The organism is Streptomyces sp. NPDC013455, from assembly GCF_040632975.1.
Classification (GTDB): domain Bacteria; phylum Actinomycetota; class Actinomycetes; order Streptomycetales; family Streptomycetaceae; genus Streptomyces.
Window position 1 is genome coordinate 126,018 of the sequence record NZ_JBEYCX010000019.1, and the last position, 15,211, is coordinate 141,228.

Genomic DNA, 15,211 nt, shown 5'->3' on the forward strand with positions numbered 1-15,211 from the left:
CGTTCTCCGGCAGATGATTTGAGCAGTCGCTCAAACACCATGCTGACGTGGGGGAACACATGGGTTTCGGTCTCTACATAGAGACGCACATACGCGCCGACCTCGACGAGCTCTGGGCCCGCACCCAGGACCCGGCCCGGCACCGGCGCTGGGACCTGCGTTTCACCGAGATCGATCACCTCCCGCACGTCGAGGGCGAACCCCAGCGCTTCCGGTACGCCACGCGCGTGCTGCCGTTCCTGACGGTCTCCGGCACCGGCGTCGCCGCCGGCGAGAAGGAGCGCCCCGACGGCACCCGCACCTCCGCCCTGCGTTTCGCCTCCCCGCATCCGCTGTCCCTGATCGCCGAGGGCAGCGGCTGGTGGCGCTACCAGCCCGACGCCCACGGCGTCCGCTTCCTCACCGGCTACGACTACCGTCCCCGCTGGGGAGCCTTCGGCGCCCTCGCCGACCGCATGGTCTTCCGCCCGCTGATGGGCTGGGCGACCGCCTGGTCCTTCGACCGGCTCCGGCTCTGGCTGGAGCGGGGCATCACCCCCGAGCGGGCCCGGTACAACTGGCTGGCGGAGCTGGCCGTCCGGGCGCTCGTCCTCGCCGTCTGCCTGACCGGGCTCGGACGCGGCTGTCCGCCCGGCCCGTCCGGACCCCTCGCGGACGCCCTGGCCTTCCTGTGCCCCCTGCTGCTGGTGGTCGGCGTCTTCCTCGCCCTGTTCACGCCGCCGCTCGCCGGCACCCCGGCCGCCCGCCGCTGCCTGCGCGCCCCCGCCACCGGGACCCGCGCGCCCCGCCTCCTGCGCACCCTGGAGAAGAGCCGGTGACCTCGATCTTCCGCACCGCCATGGGCCCTGCCTTCCACCGCCTGCACCCCGCGCTCCAGCGCCGCTTCTCGGTGGGCCTGGCGAGCGGCGAGGCGTGCACCGGCCGGGGCGTGATGGACCGGATCTGGCACGGACCCGCCTTCGTGAAGCCGTTCCTCGCGCTGGGCGCCACCCGCAACATCCTGGTCCCCCGGGCCGGCCGGAACGTCCCCTTCGTGATCGAGAACGTGCCGTACGCCGACTCCTTCGGCCGTGAGACGGTGAGCTTCGTGCGCACCTTCCACCTGCCCGGCCGTGCCCGCCGCTTCGACGCGCAGATGGTGCTCGGGCCCCGGGGCGACCGCGTCCTCGACTACCTCGGCACCCACCAGCACCTCGCGAGCGACCTGCACTTCCACGCCGAGTCCGACGGCTCCCTGCTGATCCGCTCCGGCGCACACCGGTTCCGGGAGGGACCGGTCGACGTCCGCGTCCCCGAGCTCATCGGCGCCACGGCCGAGGTGCGGGAGTCCTACGACGAGGCGGCCGGCCGCTTCCGCATCCGGGTCCGGGTGGTGAACCGGTACGTGGGGCCCCTCTTCGGCTACGAGGGCTCCTTCACGGCCTCGTACAGTGACGTCCGCGCCCGCGGCGTACGGCCCGGGCTGCGCCCGGTGCGGGAGGAGGCGCGCGCGTGAGCCCGGAGACCGCGAAGGCGCAGGAGACCAAGACGCGGCTGCTGGAGGGCGCGCTGCGGACGCTCACCGAGCAGGGCATCGCCAAGACCTCGGCCCGCACGGTGGCGGCCGCGGCCGGGGTCAACCAGGCGCTCGTCTTCTACCACTTCGGATCGGTGGACGAGCTGCTCGCCGCGGCCTGCCGGTACGGGGCGGAGAAGGCGGTGGCCCGGTACCGGGAGCGGCTCGCCGAGGTGGGCTCGCTGTCCGAGCTGCTCGCCGTCGGCCGTGAGATCCATGAGCACGAGCGGGCCGACGGGCATGTGGCGCTGCTCGGGCAACTGCTGGCCGGGGCGTCGACGCACGCGGCGCTGGGGCCGGCCACGGCCGACGGGCTGCGGCTGTGGATCACCGAGATCGAGCAGGTGCTCGGGCGGGTGCTGGCGGCGACGCCGCTCGGGGAGTTCGCCGATCCGGCCGGGCTGGCGCGGGCCGTGGCGGCGGCGTTCGTGGGGATCGAGCTGTACGAGGGCGTGGACGAGGCGGGGGCGCACGCGGCGCTGGACGCGCTGGAGCGGCTGGGTGCGCTGGTGGCCGCGGTGGAGTCGCTGGGGCCGGTCGCCCAGCGGGCCGTCCGCCACCAGCTGCGACGGCACGGGGGCGGCCGCGCCTCCTGACCCGGACGGCCTGGGCCCGTCCCGGCCTGGGCCCGTCCCGGCCGGTGCCCCTCCCGGTCGGTGACCGAAAGCCGAGACGGAGCTGACCGGCATATGACCGGCCGGTAGGGTCTGATGACGTGCCGAAACCTCTCAGCCTCCCGTTCGACCCCATCGCGCGTGCCGACGAACTCTGGAAGCAGCGCTGGGGAAGCGTGCCCTCCATGGCCGCGATCACCTCGATCATGCGGGCCCAGCAGATCCTGCTCGCCGAGGTGGACGCGGTGGTCAAGCCGTACGGGCTGACGTTCGCCCGCTACGAGGCGCTGGTACTGCTGACCTTCTCCAAGGCCGGTGAGCTGCCGATGTCCAAGATCGGCGAGCGGCTGATGGTGCATCCCACCTCGGTGACCAACACCGTGGACCGGCTGGTGAAGTCCGGGCTGGTGGCCAAGCGCCCCAACCCCAACGACGGCCGGGGCACCCTCGCGGTCATCACCGACAAGGGCCGCGAGGTGGTCGACGCGGCCACCCGCGACCTGATGGCCATGGACTTCGGGCTCGCGGTGTACGACGCGGAGGAGTGCCGGGAGATCTTCGCGATGCTGCGCCCGCTGCGGGTCGCGGCACACGACTTCGACGAGGACTGACCCGGGGCAAGATCTCCCGGAACGGGTGGTTACGCTCGTTGCCATGAAAAAGAGCGTGCTGACCCGCTACCGCCTCATGGCCTACGTCACCGGTGTCCTGCTGGTGCTGCTGTGCCTGGGCATGATCGCGAAGTACGGGCTCGACGTCGACGGTGCCGCCGACTTCACCCGGGTCGTCGCCATCGCCCACGGCTGGCTCTACGTCGTGTACCTGGTCTTCGCCTTCGACCTGGGCTCCAAGGCGAAGTGGCCGGTCGGCAAGCAGCTGTGGGTGCTGATCGCGGGCACCATCCCCACCGCCGCGTTCTTCGTCGAGCGGAAGATCAGCCGCGAGCTGGACGCCCGGACCGGCGACCAGGCCCCGGCCGTCGCCAAGGCCTGACGCCCCCGCCGCAGCCCGCCCCTGACCGCCGTACGGACCCCGTACGGCGGTCAGCCATCGACATTTACTAGGACGTCCAAGTAAATTCGAGGGTATGGACGCTCACGCCATCGAGGAGGGCCGCCGACGCTGGCAGGCCCGCTACGACGCCGCGCGCAAGCGCGACGCGGACTTCACCACGCTCTCCGGCGACCCCGTGGAGCCGGTGTACGGGCCCCGACCGGGCGACACGTACGAGGGATTCGAGCGGATCGGCTGGCCCGGGGAGTACCCCTTCACGCGCGGGCTCCATCCGACCGGCTACCGCGGGCGCACGTGGACGATCCGGCAGTTCGCCGGCTTCGGCAACGCCGAGCAGACCAACGAGCGGTACAAGATGATCCTCGCCGCCGGCGGCGGCGGTCTGTCCGTCGCCTTCGACATGCCGACGCTGATGGGCCGGGACTCCGACGACCCGCGCTCGCTCGGCGAGGTCGGGCACTGCGGGGTCGCCATCGACTCGGCCGCCGACATGGAGGTGCTGTTCAAGGACATCCCGCTGGGGGATGTGACGACCTCCATGACGATCAGCGGGCCCGCCGTCCCCGTCTTCTGCATGTACCTGGTCGCCGCCGAGCGCCAGGGCGTGGATCCGGCGGTGCTGAACGGCACGCTCCAGACGGACATCTTCAAGGAGTACATCGCCCAGAAGGAGTGGCTCTTCCAGCCGGAGCCGCACCTGCGGCTGATCGGCGACCTGATGGAGTACTGCGCGGCGGGCATCCCCGCGTACAAGCCGCTGTCCGTGTCCGGGTACCACATCCGCGAGGCCGGGGCCACGGCCGCGCAGGAGCTGGCCTACACGCTCGCGGACGGCTTCGGGTACGTCGAGCTGGGCCTGAGCCGCGGGCTGGACGTCGACGTCTTCGCCCCCGGCCTGTCCTTCTTCTTCGACGCGCACGTCGATTTCTTCGAGGAGATCGCCAAGTTCCGCGCGGCCCGTCGCATCTGGGCCCGCTGGATGCGGGACGTGTACGGCGCGACGTCCGAGAAGGCGCAGTGGCTGCGCTTCCACACCCAGACCGCGGGCGTGTCGCTGACCGCGCAGCAGCCGTACAACAACGTGGTCCGTACGGCGGTGGAGGCGCTGGCGGCCGTGCTCGGCGGGACGAACTCGCTGCACACCAACGCCCTGGACGAGACCCTCGCGCTGCCGAGCGAGCAGGCCGCGGAGATCGCGCTGCGCACACAGCAGGTCCTGATGGAGGAGACCGGGGTCGCGAACGTGGCCGACCCGCTGGGCGGCTCGTGGTACGTCGAGCAGCTGACGGACCGGATCGAGGCGGACGCGGAGAAGATCTTCGAGCAGATCAAGGAGCGGGGCCTGCGGGCGCACCCGGACGGACGGCACCCGATCGGGCCGGTCACCTCCGGCATCCTGCGCGGCATCGAGGACGGCTGGTTCACCGGGGAGATCGCCGAGTCCGCCTTCCGCTACCAGCAGGCCCTGGAGAAGGGCGACAAGAAGGTGGTCGGCGTCAACGTCCACACCGGGTCGGTCACCGGCGACCTGGAGATCCTGCGGGTCAGCCACGAGGTGGAGCGCGAGCAGGTCCGGGCGCTGGCCGGGCGCAAGGCCGCGCGCGACGAGGCGGCCGTGCGCGGCGCGCTGGACGGCATGCTGGCCGCCGCCCGGTCCGGCGCCAACATGATCGAGCCCATGCTGGACGCCGTGCGCGCGGAGGCGACGCTGGGCGAGATCTGCGGCGTCCTGCGGGACGAGTGGGGGGTGTACACCGAGCCCGCCGGCTTCTAGCGGGCGGCGGCGCGGTCAGGCGGACGAGGCGAGGCCCAGCAGCAGCACCCGGGTGAAGCTGCGCACCCACTCCTCGTCCGCCGGTTTGCCGCTGACCAGGGTGCGGTGGACCACCGCGCCCGCCACCACGTCGAAGATGAGGTCGCCCGTGCGGGCGGCCTCGGCCGGGTCCGGCTCCGGCGGCAGCTCCCCGCGGCGCTGCGCCCGGGCGCGCCCCTCCAGGACCAGACCCATCTGGCGTTCCACGATCGAGGCGCGGATGCGCTCGCGCAGGGCGTCGTCGCGGGTGGACTCGGCGACCACCGCCATCAGGCCGCTCTTGGCCTCCGGGCGGGCCAGGATGGCCGCGAACTGGAGGACGACGCCCTCGATGTCGGCGGCGAGGCTGCCGCGGTCGGGGAGCCTCAGTTCGTCGAAGAGTTCCGCGACGGCGTCCACGACCAGTTCGTTCTTGCCGGCCCAGCGGCGGTAGAGCGTCGTTTTCGCAACCCCGGCCCGGGTGGCGACGTCCCCGAGGGTGAGCTTGGACCAGCCCAGCTCCACCAGAGCCTCCCGGGTCGCGGCCAGGATCGCGGCATCCGCCGCGGCGCTGCGCGGGCGCCCGGTACGGCTGGCGGGAGTGCGGCTCTGCATGCCTCGACGATAACCGGCGGGATCTGTGCGGTCGTGAGGGAGATCACCGCCGTGCGGTGTCGCACCGGGCCCCCCTGGCATTACGCTACGACTCGTAGCGAAAGCTCGTGAGGGACGTACACGGGCGACGACCACAGGCGTGGGGTGGGGACCCGGCGCCGGCGTTTTTCGTTCAGGCGCGGGATCGGGGGAGGATAGACGCATGCAGCCACGGAACATGTCCATGAGCGGTGTCGTCGACCTCGCCGCGGTGAAGGCGGCCCAGGAGGCCAAGGCCAAGGCCGAGCAGACGCGCGCCGAAGCCGCCCGGCAGGGCGGGACGGGGGCCGTCTCCCCGGCCGATCTCGTCATCGACGTCGATGAGGCGGGCTTCGAGCGGGAGATCCTCCAGCGCTCCGCCGAAGTACCCGTCGTCATCGACTTCTGGGCCGAGTGGTGTCAGCCGTGCAAGCAGCTGAGCCCGGTCCTGGAGCGGCTGGCCGTCGAGTACAACGGGCGCTTCCTGCTCGCCAAGATCGACGTCGACGCCAACCCGATGCTGATGCAGCAGTTCGGGATCCAGGGTGTCCCGGCCGTCTTCGCCGTCGTGGCCGGACAGGCGCTGCCGCTGTTCCAGGGCGCGGCCGGCGAGCAGCAGATCCGGCAGACCCTGGACCAGCTGGTGGCGGTCGCCGAGCAGCGCTTCGGGCTGACCGGTCTGACCGTCGACCCGGACGCCGAGCCCGGCGCCCCCGCCGCGGCCGCGGCCGCGGCGCCGGAAGGCCCGCACGAGGCGTTGCTCAACGCCGCCGCGCAGGCGCTGGACGCGGGCGACCTGGGCGGGGCCGTCCAGGCGTACCGGAACGTGCTGGCCGAGGACCCGGCCCACCCGGAGGCCAAGCTCGGCCTGGCGCAGGCCGAGCTGCTCCAGCGGGTGCAGGACATGGACCCGCAGCAGGTGCGCCGGGAGGCCGCCGAGCGGCCGAAGGACGTCGAGGCGCAGATCGCCGCCGCCGACCTGGACCTGGTGGGCGGCCATGTGGAGGACGCCTTCGGGCGCCTGATCGAGACCGTGCAGCGCACGGCGGGTGACGACCGGGACGCGGTGCGGCTCCGGCTGCTGGAGCTGTTCGAGGTCGTGGGCCCGGAGGACCCCCGGGTGGTCGGGGCGCGCCGGGCGCTGGCCCGGGCGCTGTTCTGACCGGTCACCGGACGCCACGGCCCGTGATGCCGGGGTGAAAGGTTGGCCGACCAGCCGCCACGACGGCCGCGCTTTACCAAATCTTGGTAATCGCCGCCGGTGTTACTCCGAGTAAATCAAAGCCGTTGATCTGTCTGGATTCGTCCAGGGATCAACGGCTTTGCTCTGCCCTGTGGTGCCACCGAGCGTGGCCCTCCGAGACCGGTCGGTCGTACTCCGGTTATCCCGCCGTTACTAGCCAGTAACGAACCCCCTTGTGCCCGGGCCGAGAATGCACCACGATCGGCGACGCTCGGTCCAATCCCACACCCCGGCAGCCGGCCGGGTCGCGGGAGACTCTGGGTCCCCACCGAGCAGGGCCGGCGGCAGTGGCGCCGGCCCTGGGGCAGGGGGGTCTTCACCGGCCGGTGAAGCCTGTCCAGCAAGGTTGTGCGTGATGCGTGTCAGGCGCGACCAGTGGTTGTCGCTCGGGGGTGATCGCCGGTGATTCGGGCGCGGTTCGCGCCTCCGAGTGCGGGCGCTCTCCTTCCCGAGGACGTAGCACTTCTCCCATCCCTGCCCGGCTGAGCCGCCGACTGGGGCGAGCCCGGGCCAGGAGATGTACGTCCGAGAAGGAGGAAATATGGAGTCCCAGGTGCGTGGCGGGACCAGATGGAAGCGGTTCGCTGTGGTCATGGTGCCCAGCGTCGCCGCGACGGCCGCGATAGGTGTCGCCCTGGCGCAGGGCGCTCTGGCCGCTTCGTTCAGTGTGTCCGGTCAGTCGTTCAAGGTCTCGGCGGACCAGCTCGTCGGCACCGGCTTCTCGCAGTACGGTGCCATCGACAGCGGCTACACGATGGACGGCAAGAAGACGGCGCACCCGGTGGCCGTCTCGGCGTTCAAGCACGCGGAGATCACCAACCTGTGCCAGTCCGTGGTCACGCCGGACGTGCCGATCTTCGGCAACGTCAGCCTGATCCTGCGGGCCGGCGGCGCGGGCCACGACAAGGTCCAGGCCGAGAACATCTACATCGACGTCGCCGAGCTGAACGCCGACGCGGTGTTCGACAACATCGACATCGGTGTGGCCGCCAAGGACGCCACCAAGGGTCCGGGCATGAAGGGCGGCGGCGAGCAGGCCAACCCCTTCGGCTTCGCGCAGCAGGCCGACAAGGCCACGCTGTCCGGCGTGAAGCAGACGGCGTGGGCGACCACCGCCGGCACCTTCAAGCTCAGCGGCCTGAAGATGTCGCTGTCGACGGGTGTCAAGGAGTGCTACTAAGCACTCGATGACGGGCGGGGGAGCCGGTGGCGCCCCCGCCCGTCCACACTCCGGCCGCGCTTCGCACGCGGCACACATCACCACCACAGCAACGCCGCACCAGGGAGCTGTTTTCCATGAGCGCCGAGACTCCTGCCGCCGTACCCGGCCAGTTCACCCGCCGGAGGCTGCAGTTCCGCGCCTGGCGGGGCACGCGGCCGTTCTGGGCCGGTCTGTTCGTCATGCTCGGCGGACTTCCCATCATGTACTTCCCGTACGCCCACCTGAAGCTCGGTCATCTGACGCTGGCCATGGCGACCACCGCCGGAGCCGGGTCCCTGATCATCGGCGTGCTGCTCATCGTCCTGGGCATCAGCCTCTGGTTCCAGAAGCACGTACGGGTCTTCGCGGGTGTCGCCGCGATCCTGCTCGCACTGGTGTCCATCCCCGTGTCCAACTTCGGCGGCTTCGTCGTGGGCTTCCTGACGTCCCTGGTCGGCGGAGCGATGGCCGTGGCCTGGGCACCGGGCGCGCCTCCGCAGCCGGAGCCGCCGGCCGGGGCCGCCCCGGGCGAGGGCGGTGCCCCGCAGGCCGCTCCCGAGCCGCCGCACCAGGGCGCGGACCGGGCGGGCACGGAGGGTCCCGCCGGGCCCTACAAGGCGCCCTGGGAGAACGACCTTTCAGGAACGAGCCCGGCCAACGGGGCGAACGGGAGGCACAGTGCCGGCTGACGAGGCGACCCGCGGGACCGACGTGGACGGGTCCCGCGCGAGAACCGGGCCCCGCCACGCGGCCCCCAGGAAGCCGCTGTTCACGAGGTTCCACATGCCGGCCGGCAAGGCCATAGCCTCCGTGGCGATGCCCACGGCGGTCCTCATGGGCATGGGTTTCACCTCCACGCTCGCCCTCGCCGACAACAACGGCAGCCCGTCCCCGTCGTCCTCGGCGAAGAGCCTGACGGCCGACGAGTACGAGGACTGCGTCAAGGCGCTGGACGACGACGCGGACGCCTCGGCCTCGCCGTCGCCGTCCGCGTCGCAGAGCACGTCGGCGGAGTCCGCCACGCCGTCCCCCACGGCGACCGCGGACGCCCAGGACGGCACGGACGCACAGGACTCGGGCGGCACCTCGCCGTCGGATTCGGCGGGTTCATCGGGTTCATCGGGTTCTTCGGGTTCATCGGGCTCGTCGGAGCCGGGTTCCGGCGACGGGGCCGCGCCCGAGCCGGCGCAGACCTCGGGCTCCTCGGGCTCGGGCTCCGGCTCCGGCTCGGGCTCCGGTGGCACGGCCGCGCCGACGCCGTCGCAGCCGGGGAGCGGCGACGGCAACGTCCTGGACACCATCGGCGACACGATCGGTGACATCCTCACCGGCGGGAGCGGGGACGAGGAGGCCGGCACGGCGTCCGCCACCCCGGCGCCGACGGCGACACCGTCCGCGTCGCAGTCGCCGGCCCCCCAGGAGACCACCGCGACGGACGCCGCCGACTCGGCCGGCGGTGCCTCCGGCACCGTGGAGGACACCGCGCGCAAGGCCACGGACACCGTCGAGGACACCACCGGTACGGCCGGCCGGACGGTGCGGGACGCCACCGAGACCGCCGGGGACGCGACCGCGTCGGCGACCCCCAGCCCGTCGGCGAGCGAGTCCGCCTCCGCCGAGGACTGCCCCGTCGCCACGGACGAGGAGGGCGGCGTCGACAACAAGGTGCTGGTGGCGGACGACCCCTGGCACCTGAACGCCAGCTCCCTGCTCCTCAAGGGCGCCGACTACCAGGGCATAGTCGAGGTGAAGACGGCCAACGGCACCACGAAGAAGGTGCTGAAGTACGTCATCTCCGGCGGCACCGACATAGGCGACCTGCACCAGACGGTGAAGGACAAGCAGGCGGCCAAGACCTACCACGTCCAGGCGGCCAGGGGTTCGACGTCCACCATCACCGGCGGCGACACGGTGATGTACACCGAGAGCATCTCGGGCAACCTGTTCGGGCTGATCCCGGTGACGTTCAGCCCCGACAGCCCGCCCCCGCTGAACATACCGCTGATCTACTTCACCGACGTCAAGGTGGTGCAGGCGGCCCAGTTCGGCGGCAACCTGCACGTGCCGGGCATGCATCTCTTCACGACCGACTGAGCGGTCGCACGAGCCGGTCCGGGAGCCGCGGGCACACCGAGGGGCGCCCCCCGATACGGGGGGCGCCCCTCGGTGCCGTACACGTCCCTCGCGGGCCGGGTCAGCCCTTCTGGCCGCCCAGGTGGTGGACGCGGAGCATGTTGGTGGTGCCGGGGACCCCGGGGGGCGAGCCGGCGGTGATGATGACGGTGTCGCCCGGTTCGAAGCGGCCCATCCGGGCGATCTCCTGGTCCACCAGGTCGACCATCTCGTCGGTGGTGTTCACGAACGGTACGACGTGGGACTCCACGCCCCAGCTGAGGGTGAGCTGGTTGCGGGTGCCCTCGTCGGTGGTGAAGGCGATGATCGGCTGGGTCGCGCGGTAGCGGGACAGCCGGCGCGCGGTGTCGCCGGACTGGGTGAAGGCGATCAGGCCCTTGCCGCCGAGGAAGTCGGCGATCTCGGCGGCCGCGCGGGCCACGGAACCGCCCTGCGTGCGCGGCTTCTTGCCCGGCACCAGCGGCTGGAGGCCCTTGGAGAGGAGCTCCTGCTCGGCCGCGGTGACGATCTTCGACATCGTCTTGACCGTCTCGATCGGGTAGGCGCCCACGCTGGACTCGGCGGACAGCATGACCGCGTCGGCGCCGTCCAGGATCGCGTTGGCGACGTCGGAGGCCTCGGCGCGGGTCGGACGGGAGTTGGTGATCATCGACTCCATCATCTGGGTCGCGACGATCACCGGCTTGGCGTTGCGCCGGCACATCTCCACCAGGCGCTTCTGCACCATGGGGACCTTCTCCAGCGGGTACTCGACGGCGAGGTCACCGCGGGCGACCATCACGGCGTCGAACGCCGCGACGACGTCCTCCATGTTCTCCACCGCCTGCGGCTTCTCCACCTTGGCGATGACGGGGACGCGGCGGCCCTCCTCGTCCATGACGCGGTGGACGTCGTGGACGTCCTTGGCGTCGCGGACGAAGGACAGCGCGACCATGTCGCAGCCCATGCGGAGGGCGAAGCGCAGGTCCTCGACGTCCTTCTCGCTCAGCGCGGGCACGTTGACGGCCGCGCCGGGCAGGTTGATGCCCTTGTGGTCGGAGACGACGCCGCCCTCGATGACGATCGTCTTCACCCGCGGGCCCTCGACGTCCAGGACCTTCAGCTCGACGTTGCCGTCGTTGATCAGGACCTGGTCGCCGCGCGAGACGTCGCCCGGCAGCCCCTTGTACGTCGTGCCGCAGATGTGCTTGTCGCCCGGCACGTCCTCGGTCGTGATGACGAACTCGTCACCGCGCTCCAGCTCGACCGGACCCTCGGCGAAGGTCTCCAGACGGATCTTCGGGCCTTGCAGGTCGGCGAGGACGCCGATGGGGCGGCCGGTCTCCTTGGACGCGGCCCGGACGCGGTCGTACCGCGCCTGGTGCTCGGCGTGGGTGCCGTGGCTGAAGTTGAACCGGGCCACATTCATGCCCGCCTCGATCATGGCGACGAGCATCTCGTGGGAGTCGACCGCGGGGCCGAGAGTACAGACGATTTTCGAACGGCGCATGGAGCGATCCTATCCGTTTGTTTCGCTACGGAATATTCCGTCTGGCGGAAGATACAAATGAGTGCCACACCGCTCAGGTGCTATTCAGTTGTTCTTTCCGACCAGTGCGTAGGTCTGCGTCGCGATCTCCAGTTCTTCGTCCGTCGGCACCACCGCGACCGCCACCCGCGCGGAGTCGGGCGAGATCAGCCGCGGCTCGCGGCCGCGGACCGCGTTGCGCTCCGGATCGACCGCCAGCCCCAGCCCCTCCAGGCCCGCGACCGCCGCCTCCCGCACCGGCGCCGCGTTCTCGCCGACCCCCGCGGTGAAGGCCACCGCGTCCACCGTGCCGAGCACCGCGTAATAGGCGCCGATGTACTTCTTGATCCGGTGAATGTAAATGTCGAACGCGAGCGCGGCCTCTTCGTCACCCTCGTCGACGCGGCGGCGGATCTCCCGCATGTCGTTGTCCCCGCACAGACCGAACAGACCGCTCCTCTTGTTGAGAAGAGTGTCGATCTCGTCCATGGACATATCGCCAACCCGTGCCAAATGGAAGATGACGGCCGGGTCCAGATCACCGGACCGCGTACCCATCACGAGCCCCTCCAAGGGCGTCAGCCCCATGGAGGTGTCCACGCACCGGCCCCTCTCGACCGCGGACGCCGAGGCGCCGTTGCCCAGGTGCAGCACGATCACGTTGACCTCGGACGGGTCCTTGCCCAGCAGCCGCGCGGTCTCCCGGGAGACGTAGGCGTGCGAGGTGCCGTGGAAGCCGTAGCGGCGGATGCGGTGGCGGTCGGCGATCTTCGGGTCGATCGCGTAGCGCGCCGCCGGCTCGGGCATCGTGGTGTGGAACGCGGTGTCGAAGACGGCCACCTGGGGCAGGTCGGGGCGCAGCCCCTGCGCGGTGCGGATGCCGGTGAGGTTGGCCGGGTTGTGCAGCGGGGCGACCGGGATCAGCCGCTCGATCTCGGTGAGCACCGCGTCGTCGACGACGGTGGGCTCGGTGAAGAACATCCCGCCGTGCACCACCCGGTGGCCGATCGCCGCGAGTTCGGGGGAGTCCAGGCCGAGCCCGTCCCGCCCCAGCTCCTCGGCGACCGCCTTGAGCGCGGCCTCGTGGTCGGCGATCGGACCGGTGTGCTCCCGGGTGCCGCCGCCGGTGAGGCAGGTGTGCTCGATCCGGGAGGTCTGCTCGCCGATGCGCTCGACCAGGCCCACCGCGAGCCGGCTGCTGTCCCGCATGTCCAGCAGCTGGTACTTCACCGACGACGAGCCGGAGTTGAGGACGAGGACACGGGTGGGGGAGGTCACTTCTGGGACGCCTTCTCGCTGGGGGTCTGGGCGGTGTTCTGGGCCTGGATCGCCGTGATGGCGACGGTGTTGACGATGTCCTGGACGAGCGCGCCCCGGGACAGGTCGTTGACCGGCTTGCGCAGGCCCTGGAGGACCGGGCCGACGGCGATCGCGCCGGCCGAGCGCTGCACGGCCTTGTAGGTGTTGTTGCCGGTGTTGAGGTCGGGGAAGATCAGAACGCTCGCCTGCCCGGCGACCTCGGAGCCGGGCAGCTTGGTGGCCGCGACGGACGGTTCGACGGCCGCGTCGTACTGGATCGGCCCCTCGATCTTCAGGTCCGGCCGGCGCGAGCGGGCCAGCTCGGTCGCCTCGCGCACCTTGTCGACGTCGGCGCCCGAACCGGACGTACCGGTGGAGTACGACAGCATCGCGATCCGCGGCTCCACGCCGAACTGCGCGGCCGTGCCGGCCGACTGGACGGCGATGTCCGCCAGCTGCTCGGCGTTCGGGTCCGGGTTGACCGCGCAGTCGCCGTAGACCAGCACCTTGTCGGCCAGGCACATGAAGAACACCGACGAGACGATGGACGACTCCGGCCTGGTCTTGATGATCTCGAAGGCGGGCCGGATGGTGGCCGCCGTGGAGTGCACCGAGCCGGACACCATGCCGTCGGCCAGGCCCTCCTGGACCATCAGGGTGCCGAAGTAGTTCACGTCCGAGACGACGTCGTAGGCCAGCTCGACGGTGACGCCCTTGTGGGCGCGCAGACCGGCGTACTGCTCGGCGAAGGCGTCGCGCAGTTCGGAGGTGGCCGGGTCGATCAGCTGGGTGTCGCCGAGGTCGATGCCCAGGTCCGCGGCCTTCTTGCGGATCAGGTCGACCGGGCCGAGCAGGGTCAGGTCGCACACGCCCCGGCGCAGCAGCACCTCGGCCGCGTGCAGCACCCGCTCCTCGGTGCCCTCCGGGAGGACGACCCGGCGCTTGTCGGCGCGGGCCTGCTCCAGCAGCTTGTGCTCGAACATCATCGGGGTGACCCGGCCGCTGCTCGGCGCGGACACCCGGCGGGCCAGGTCGGCGGTGTCGGTGTACCGCTCGAACAGGCCGAGCGCGGTCTCCGCCTTGCGCGGGGTGGCCGCGGTCATCTTCCCCTCCAGGGAGAAGAGCTGCTCGGCGGTGGGGAAGCTGTTGCCGGACACCGAGATCACCGGGGTGCCCGGGGCGAGGCGGGCGGCCAGGGTGAGGATCTCCTCGCTCGGCACCTCGTTCAGGGTGAGCAGCACGCCGGCTATCGGCGGGGTGCCGGCGCTGTGCGCGGCCAGCGAGCCGACGACCAGGTCGGCGCGGTCGCCGGGGGTGACGACCAGGCAGCCCGGGGTCAGGGCGCCGAGGAAGTTGGGCAGCATGGCGCCGCCGAAGACGAAGCCGAGCGCGTCGCGGGCGAGACCGGAGTCGTCGCCCAGCAGCACCTTGGCGCCGAGGGCCTGGCCGATCTGGGCGACCGTCGGCGCGGACAGGGCGGGCTCGTCGGGGAGCACGTACGTCGGCACCGGCAGCCGGTCCGCGAGCCGCTCGGCGAGCTCGTCGCGGTCCTCGCGGGCCACCCGGTTGGCGACCATGGCCAGCACGTCGCAGCCGAGGCCGTCGTAGGCGCGGTAGGCGTTGCGGGTCTCGGCGAGCACGGACTCGGCGGACTGCTTGCGGCCCCCCACCACCGGGATCACGGAGGCGCCGAACTCGTTGGCGAGCCGGGCGTTCAGGGACAGCTCGTCCGGCAGCAGCGTGCCGGCGTAGTCGGTGCCGAGGACCAGCACGACGTCGTAGTCCCGGGCCACCAGGTGGAAGCGGTCGACGAGGGCGGAGACGAGCTCGTCGGTGCCCTGTTCGGCCTGGAGGGCGGACGCCTCGTGGTAGTCCATGCCGTAGACGGTCGCCGGGTCCTGCGAGAGGCGGTACCGCGACCGCAGCAGCTCGAACAGGCGGTCGGGTCCGTCGTGGACGAGCGGCCGGAACACACCCACCCGGTCGACCTGCCGGGTCAGGAGTTCCATGACCCCCAGCTCCACGACCTGGCGGCCGTCACCGCGGTCGATCCCGGTGACGTACACGCTGCGCGTCACGTGTCCACTCCGTTCCTCATGTCGCTTCCGTCGCCTCTGCGGCATAAAAATCGCTCACCAAGGTGAGCAGGACCCTCTTGACAATACCCCCGCTGCCGGATAAGGCGCCCGTCAGGACCTCGCCTGCCCCGGGGACGTGAAA

The 15,211-nt window shown here is 71.4% G+C and carries 14 protein-coding genes; 10 read left to right on the top strand and 4 right to left on the bottom strand.

Going from position 1 to position 15,211, the window contains the following annotated elements; all coding sequences use genetic code 11:
* Positions 1–59 precede the first annotated feature (59 nt).
* From ABZ576_RS26965 to ABZ576_RS26990, 6 genes are all read left to right on the top strand, one after another.
* On the top strand, positions 60–818 hold the full coding sequence (locus tag ABZ576_RS26965; protein ID WP_360746079.1) for a hypothetical protein: 759 nt from the start codon (positions 60–62) through the stop codon (positions 816–818).
* Entirely contained in the window at positions 815–1,495 is a 681-nt protein-coding gene (locus ABZ576_RS26970; protein WP_360745974.1) for a DUF4166 domain-containing protein, read from the top strand. The genes ABZ576_RS26965 and ABZ576_RS26970 overlap by 4 nt, the downstream gene beginning before the upstream one ends.
* Complete coding sequence (locus tag ABZ576_RS26975; protein ID WP_360745977.1) at positions 1,492–2,151, top strand: TetR/AcrR family transcriptional regulator; 660 nt, start codon at positions 1,492–1,494, stop codon at positions 2,149–2,151. The genes ABZ576_RS26970 and ABZ576_RS26975 overlap by 4 nt, the downstream gene beginning before the upstream one ends.
* A gap of 119 nt (positions 2,152–2,270) precedes the next feature.
* On the top strand, positions 2,271–2,780 hold the full coding sequence (locus ABZ576_RS26980; protein ID WP_360745980.1) for a MarR family transcriptional regulator: 510 nt from the start codon (positions 2,271–2,273) through the stop codon (positions 2,778–2,780).
* 43 nt (positions 2,781–2,823) lie between these two features.
* A complete protein-coding gene (locus ABZ576_RS26985) occupies positions 2,824–3,162 on the top strand; it encodes a DUF3817 domain-containing protein (RefSeq protein WP_360745983.1) in 339 nt (112 codons plus the stop codon).
* A 94-nt stretch (positions 3,163–3,256) separates the two neighbouring features.
* Positions 3,257–4,957 (top strand): methylmalonyl-CoA mutase family protein, encoded by a 1,701-nt coding sequence (locus ABZ576_RS26990; RefSeq protein WP_360745986.1) that lies wholly within the window; start codon positions 3,257–3,259, stop codon positions 4,955–4,957.
* 15 nt (positions 4,958–4,972) lie between these two features.
* On the opposite strand, the gene ABZ576_RS26995 is transcribed toward ABZ576_RS26990, so the two are convergent.
* Entirely contained in the window at positions 4,973–5,590 is a 618-nt protein-coding gene (locus ABZ576_RS26995; protein ID WP_360745989.1) for a TetR/AcrR family transcriptional regulator, read from the bottom strand.
* 202 nt (positions 5,591–5,792) lie between these two features.
* Between ABZ576_RS26995 and ABZ576_RS27000 the strand changes: the two genes are divergently transcribed.
* From ABZ576_RS27000 to ABZ576_RS27015, 4 genes are all read left to right on the top strand, one after another.
* Positions 5,793–6,770, top strand: a complete 978-nt coding sequence (locus tag ABZ576_RS27000) for a tetratricopeptide repeat protein (RefSeq protein ID WP_360745992.1) — start codon at positions 5,793–5,795, stop codon at positions 6,768–6,770.
* Between the two features lie 622 nt (positions 6,771–7,392).
* Positions 7,393–8,031: a DUF6230 family protein gene (locus tag ABZ576_RS27005; RefSeq protein WP_360745995.1), complete on the top strand. Its 639-nt coding sequence runs from the start codon at positions 7,393–7,395 to the stop codon at positions 8,029–8,031.
* Positions 8,032–8,147: 116 nt separating this feature from the next.
* A complete protein-coding gene (locus ABZ576_RS27010) occupies positions 8,148–8,741 on the top strand; it encodes a DUF6114 domain-containing protein (RefSeq protein WP_360745998.1) in 594 nt (197 codons plus the stop codon).
* A complete protein-coding gene (locus ABZ576_RS27015; protein WP_360746001.1) occupies positions 8,731–10,146 on the top strand; it encodes a hypothetical protein in 1,416 nt (471 codons plus the stop codon). Before ABZ576_RS27010 ends, ABZ576_RS27015 begins: the two co-directional genes overlap by 11 nt.
* Positions 10,147–10,246: 100 nt before the next feature.
* Here ABZ576_RS27015 and pyk read toward each other — a convergent pair whose 3' ends face one another.
* From pyk to pta, 3 genes are all read right to left on the bottom strand, one after another.
* On the bottom strand, positions 10,247–11,674 hold the full coding sequence (gene pyk / locus ABZ576_RS27020) for a pyruvate kinase (protein WP_360746005.1): 1,428 nt from the start codon (positions 11,672–11,674) through the stop codon (positions 10,247–10,249).
* An 84-nt stretch (positions 11,675–11,758) separates the two neighbouring features.
* Positions 11,759–12,970 (bottom strand): acetate kinase, encoded by a 1,212-nt coding sequence (locus tag ABZ576_RS27025; protein ID WP_360746008.1) that lies wholly within the window; start codon positions 12,968–12,970, stop codon positions 11,759–11,761.
* Positions 12,967–15,069, bottom strand: coding sequence for a phosphate acetyltransferase (gene pta / locus ABZ576_RS27030; protein ID WP_360746011.1), 2,103 nt, complete (start codon positions 15,067–15,069; stop codon positions 12,967–12,969). The genes ABZ576_RS27025 and pta overlap by 4 nt, the downstream gene beginning before the upstream one ends.
* Between the last annotated feature and the right edge of the window lie 142 nt (positions 15,070–15,211).

What these genes read in the sequence shown, in the direction of transcription:
- ABZ576_RS26965 (WP_360746079.1), top strand. Translation starts at nt 60, where the DNA reads ATGGGTTTCGGTCTCTACATAGAGACGCACATACGCGCCGACCTCGAC.
- ABZ576_RS26985 (WP_360745983.1), top strand. Translation starts at nt 2,824, where the DNA reads ATGAAAAAGAGCGTGCTGACCCGCTACCGCCTCATGGCCTACGTCACC.
- ABZ576_RS26990 (WP_360745986.1), top strand. Translation starts at nt 3,257, where the DNA reads ATGGACGCTCACGCCATCGAGGAGGGCCGCCGACGCTGGCAGGCCCGC.
- ABZ576_RS26995 (WP_360745989.1), bottom strand. Translation starts at nt 5,590, where the DNA reads ATGCAGAGCCGCACTCCCGCCAGCCGTACCGGGCGCCCGCGCAGCGCC.
- ABZ576_RS27000 (WP_360745992.1), top strand. Translation starts at nt 5,793, where the DNA reads ATGCAGCCACGGAACATGTCCATGAGCGGTGTCGTCGACCTCGCCGCG.
- ABZ576_RS27005 (WP_360745995.1), top strand. Translation starts at nt 7,393, where the DNA reads ATGGAGTCCCAGGTGCGTGGCGGGACCAGATGGAAGCGGTTCGCTGTG.
- ABZ576_RS27010 (WP_360745998.1), top strand. Translation starts at nt 8,148, where the DNA reads ATGAGCGCCGAGACTCCTGCCGCCGTACCCGGCCAGTTCACCCGCCGG.
- pyk (WP_360746005.1), bottom strand. Translation starts at nt 11,674, where the DNA reads ATGCGCCGTTCGAAAATCGTCTGTACTCTCGGCCCCGCGGTCGACTCC.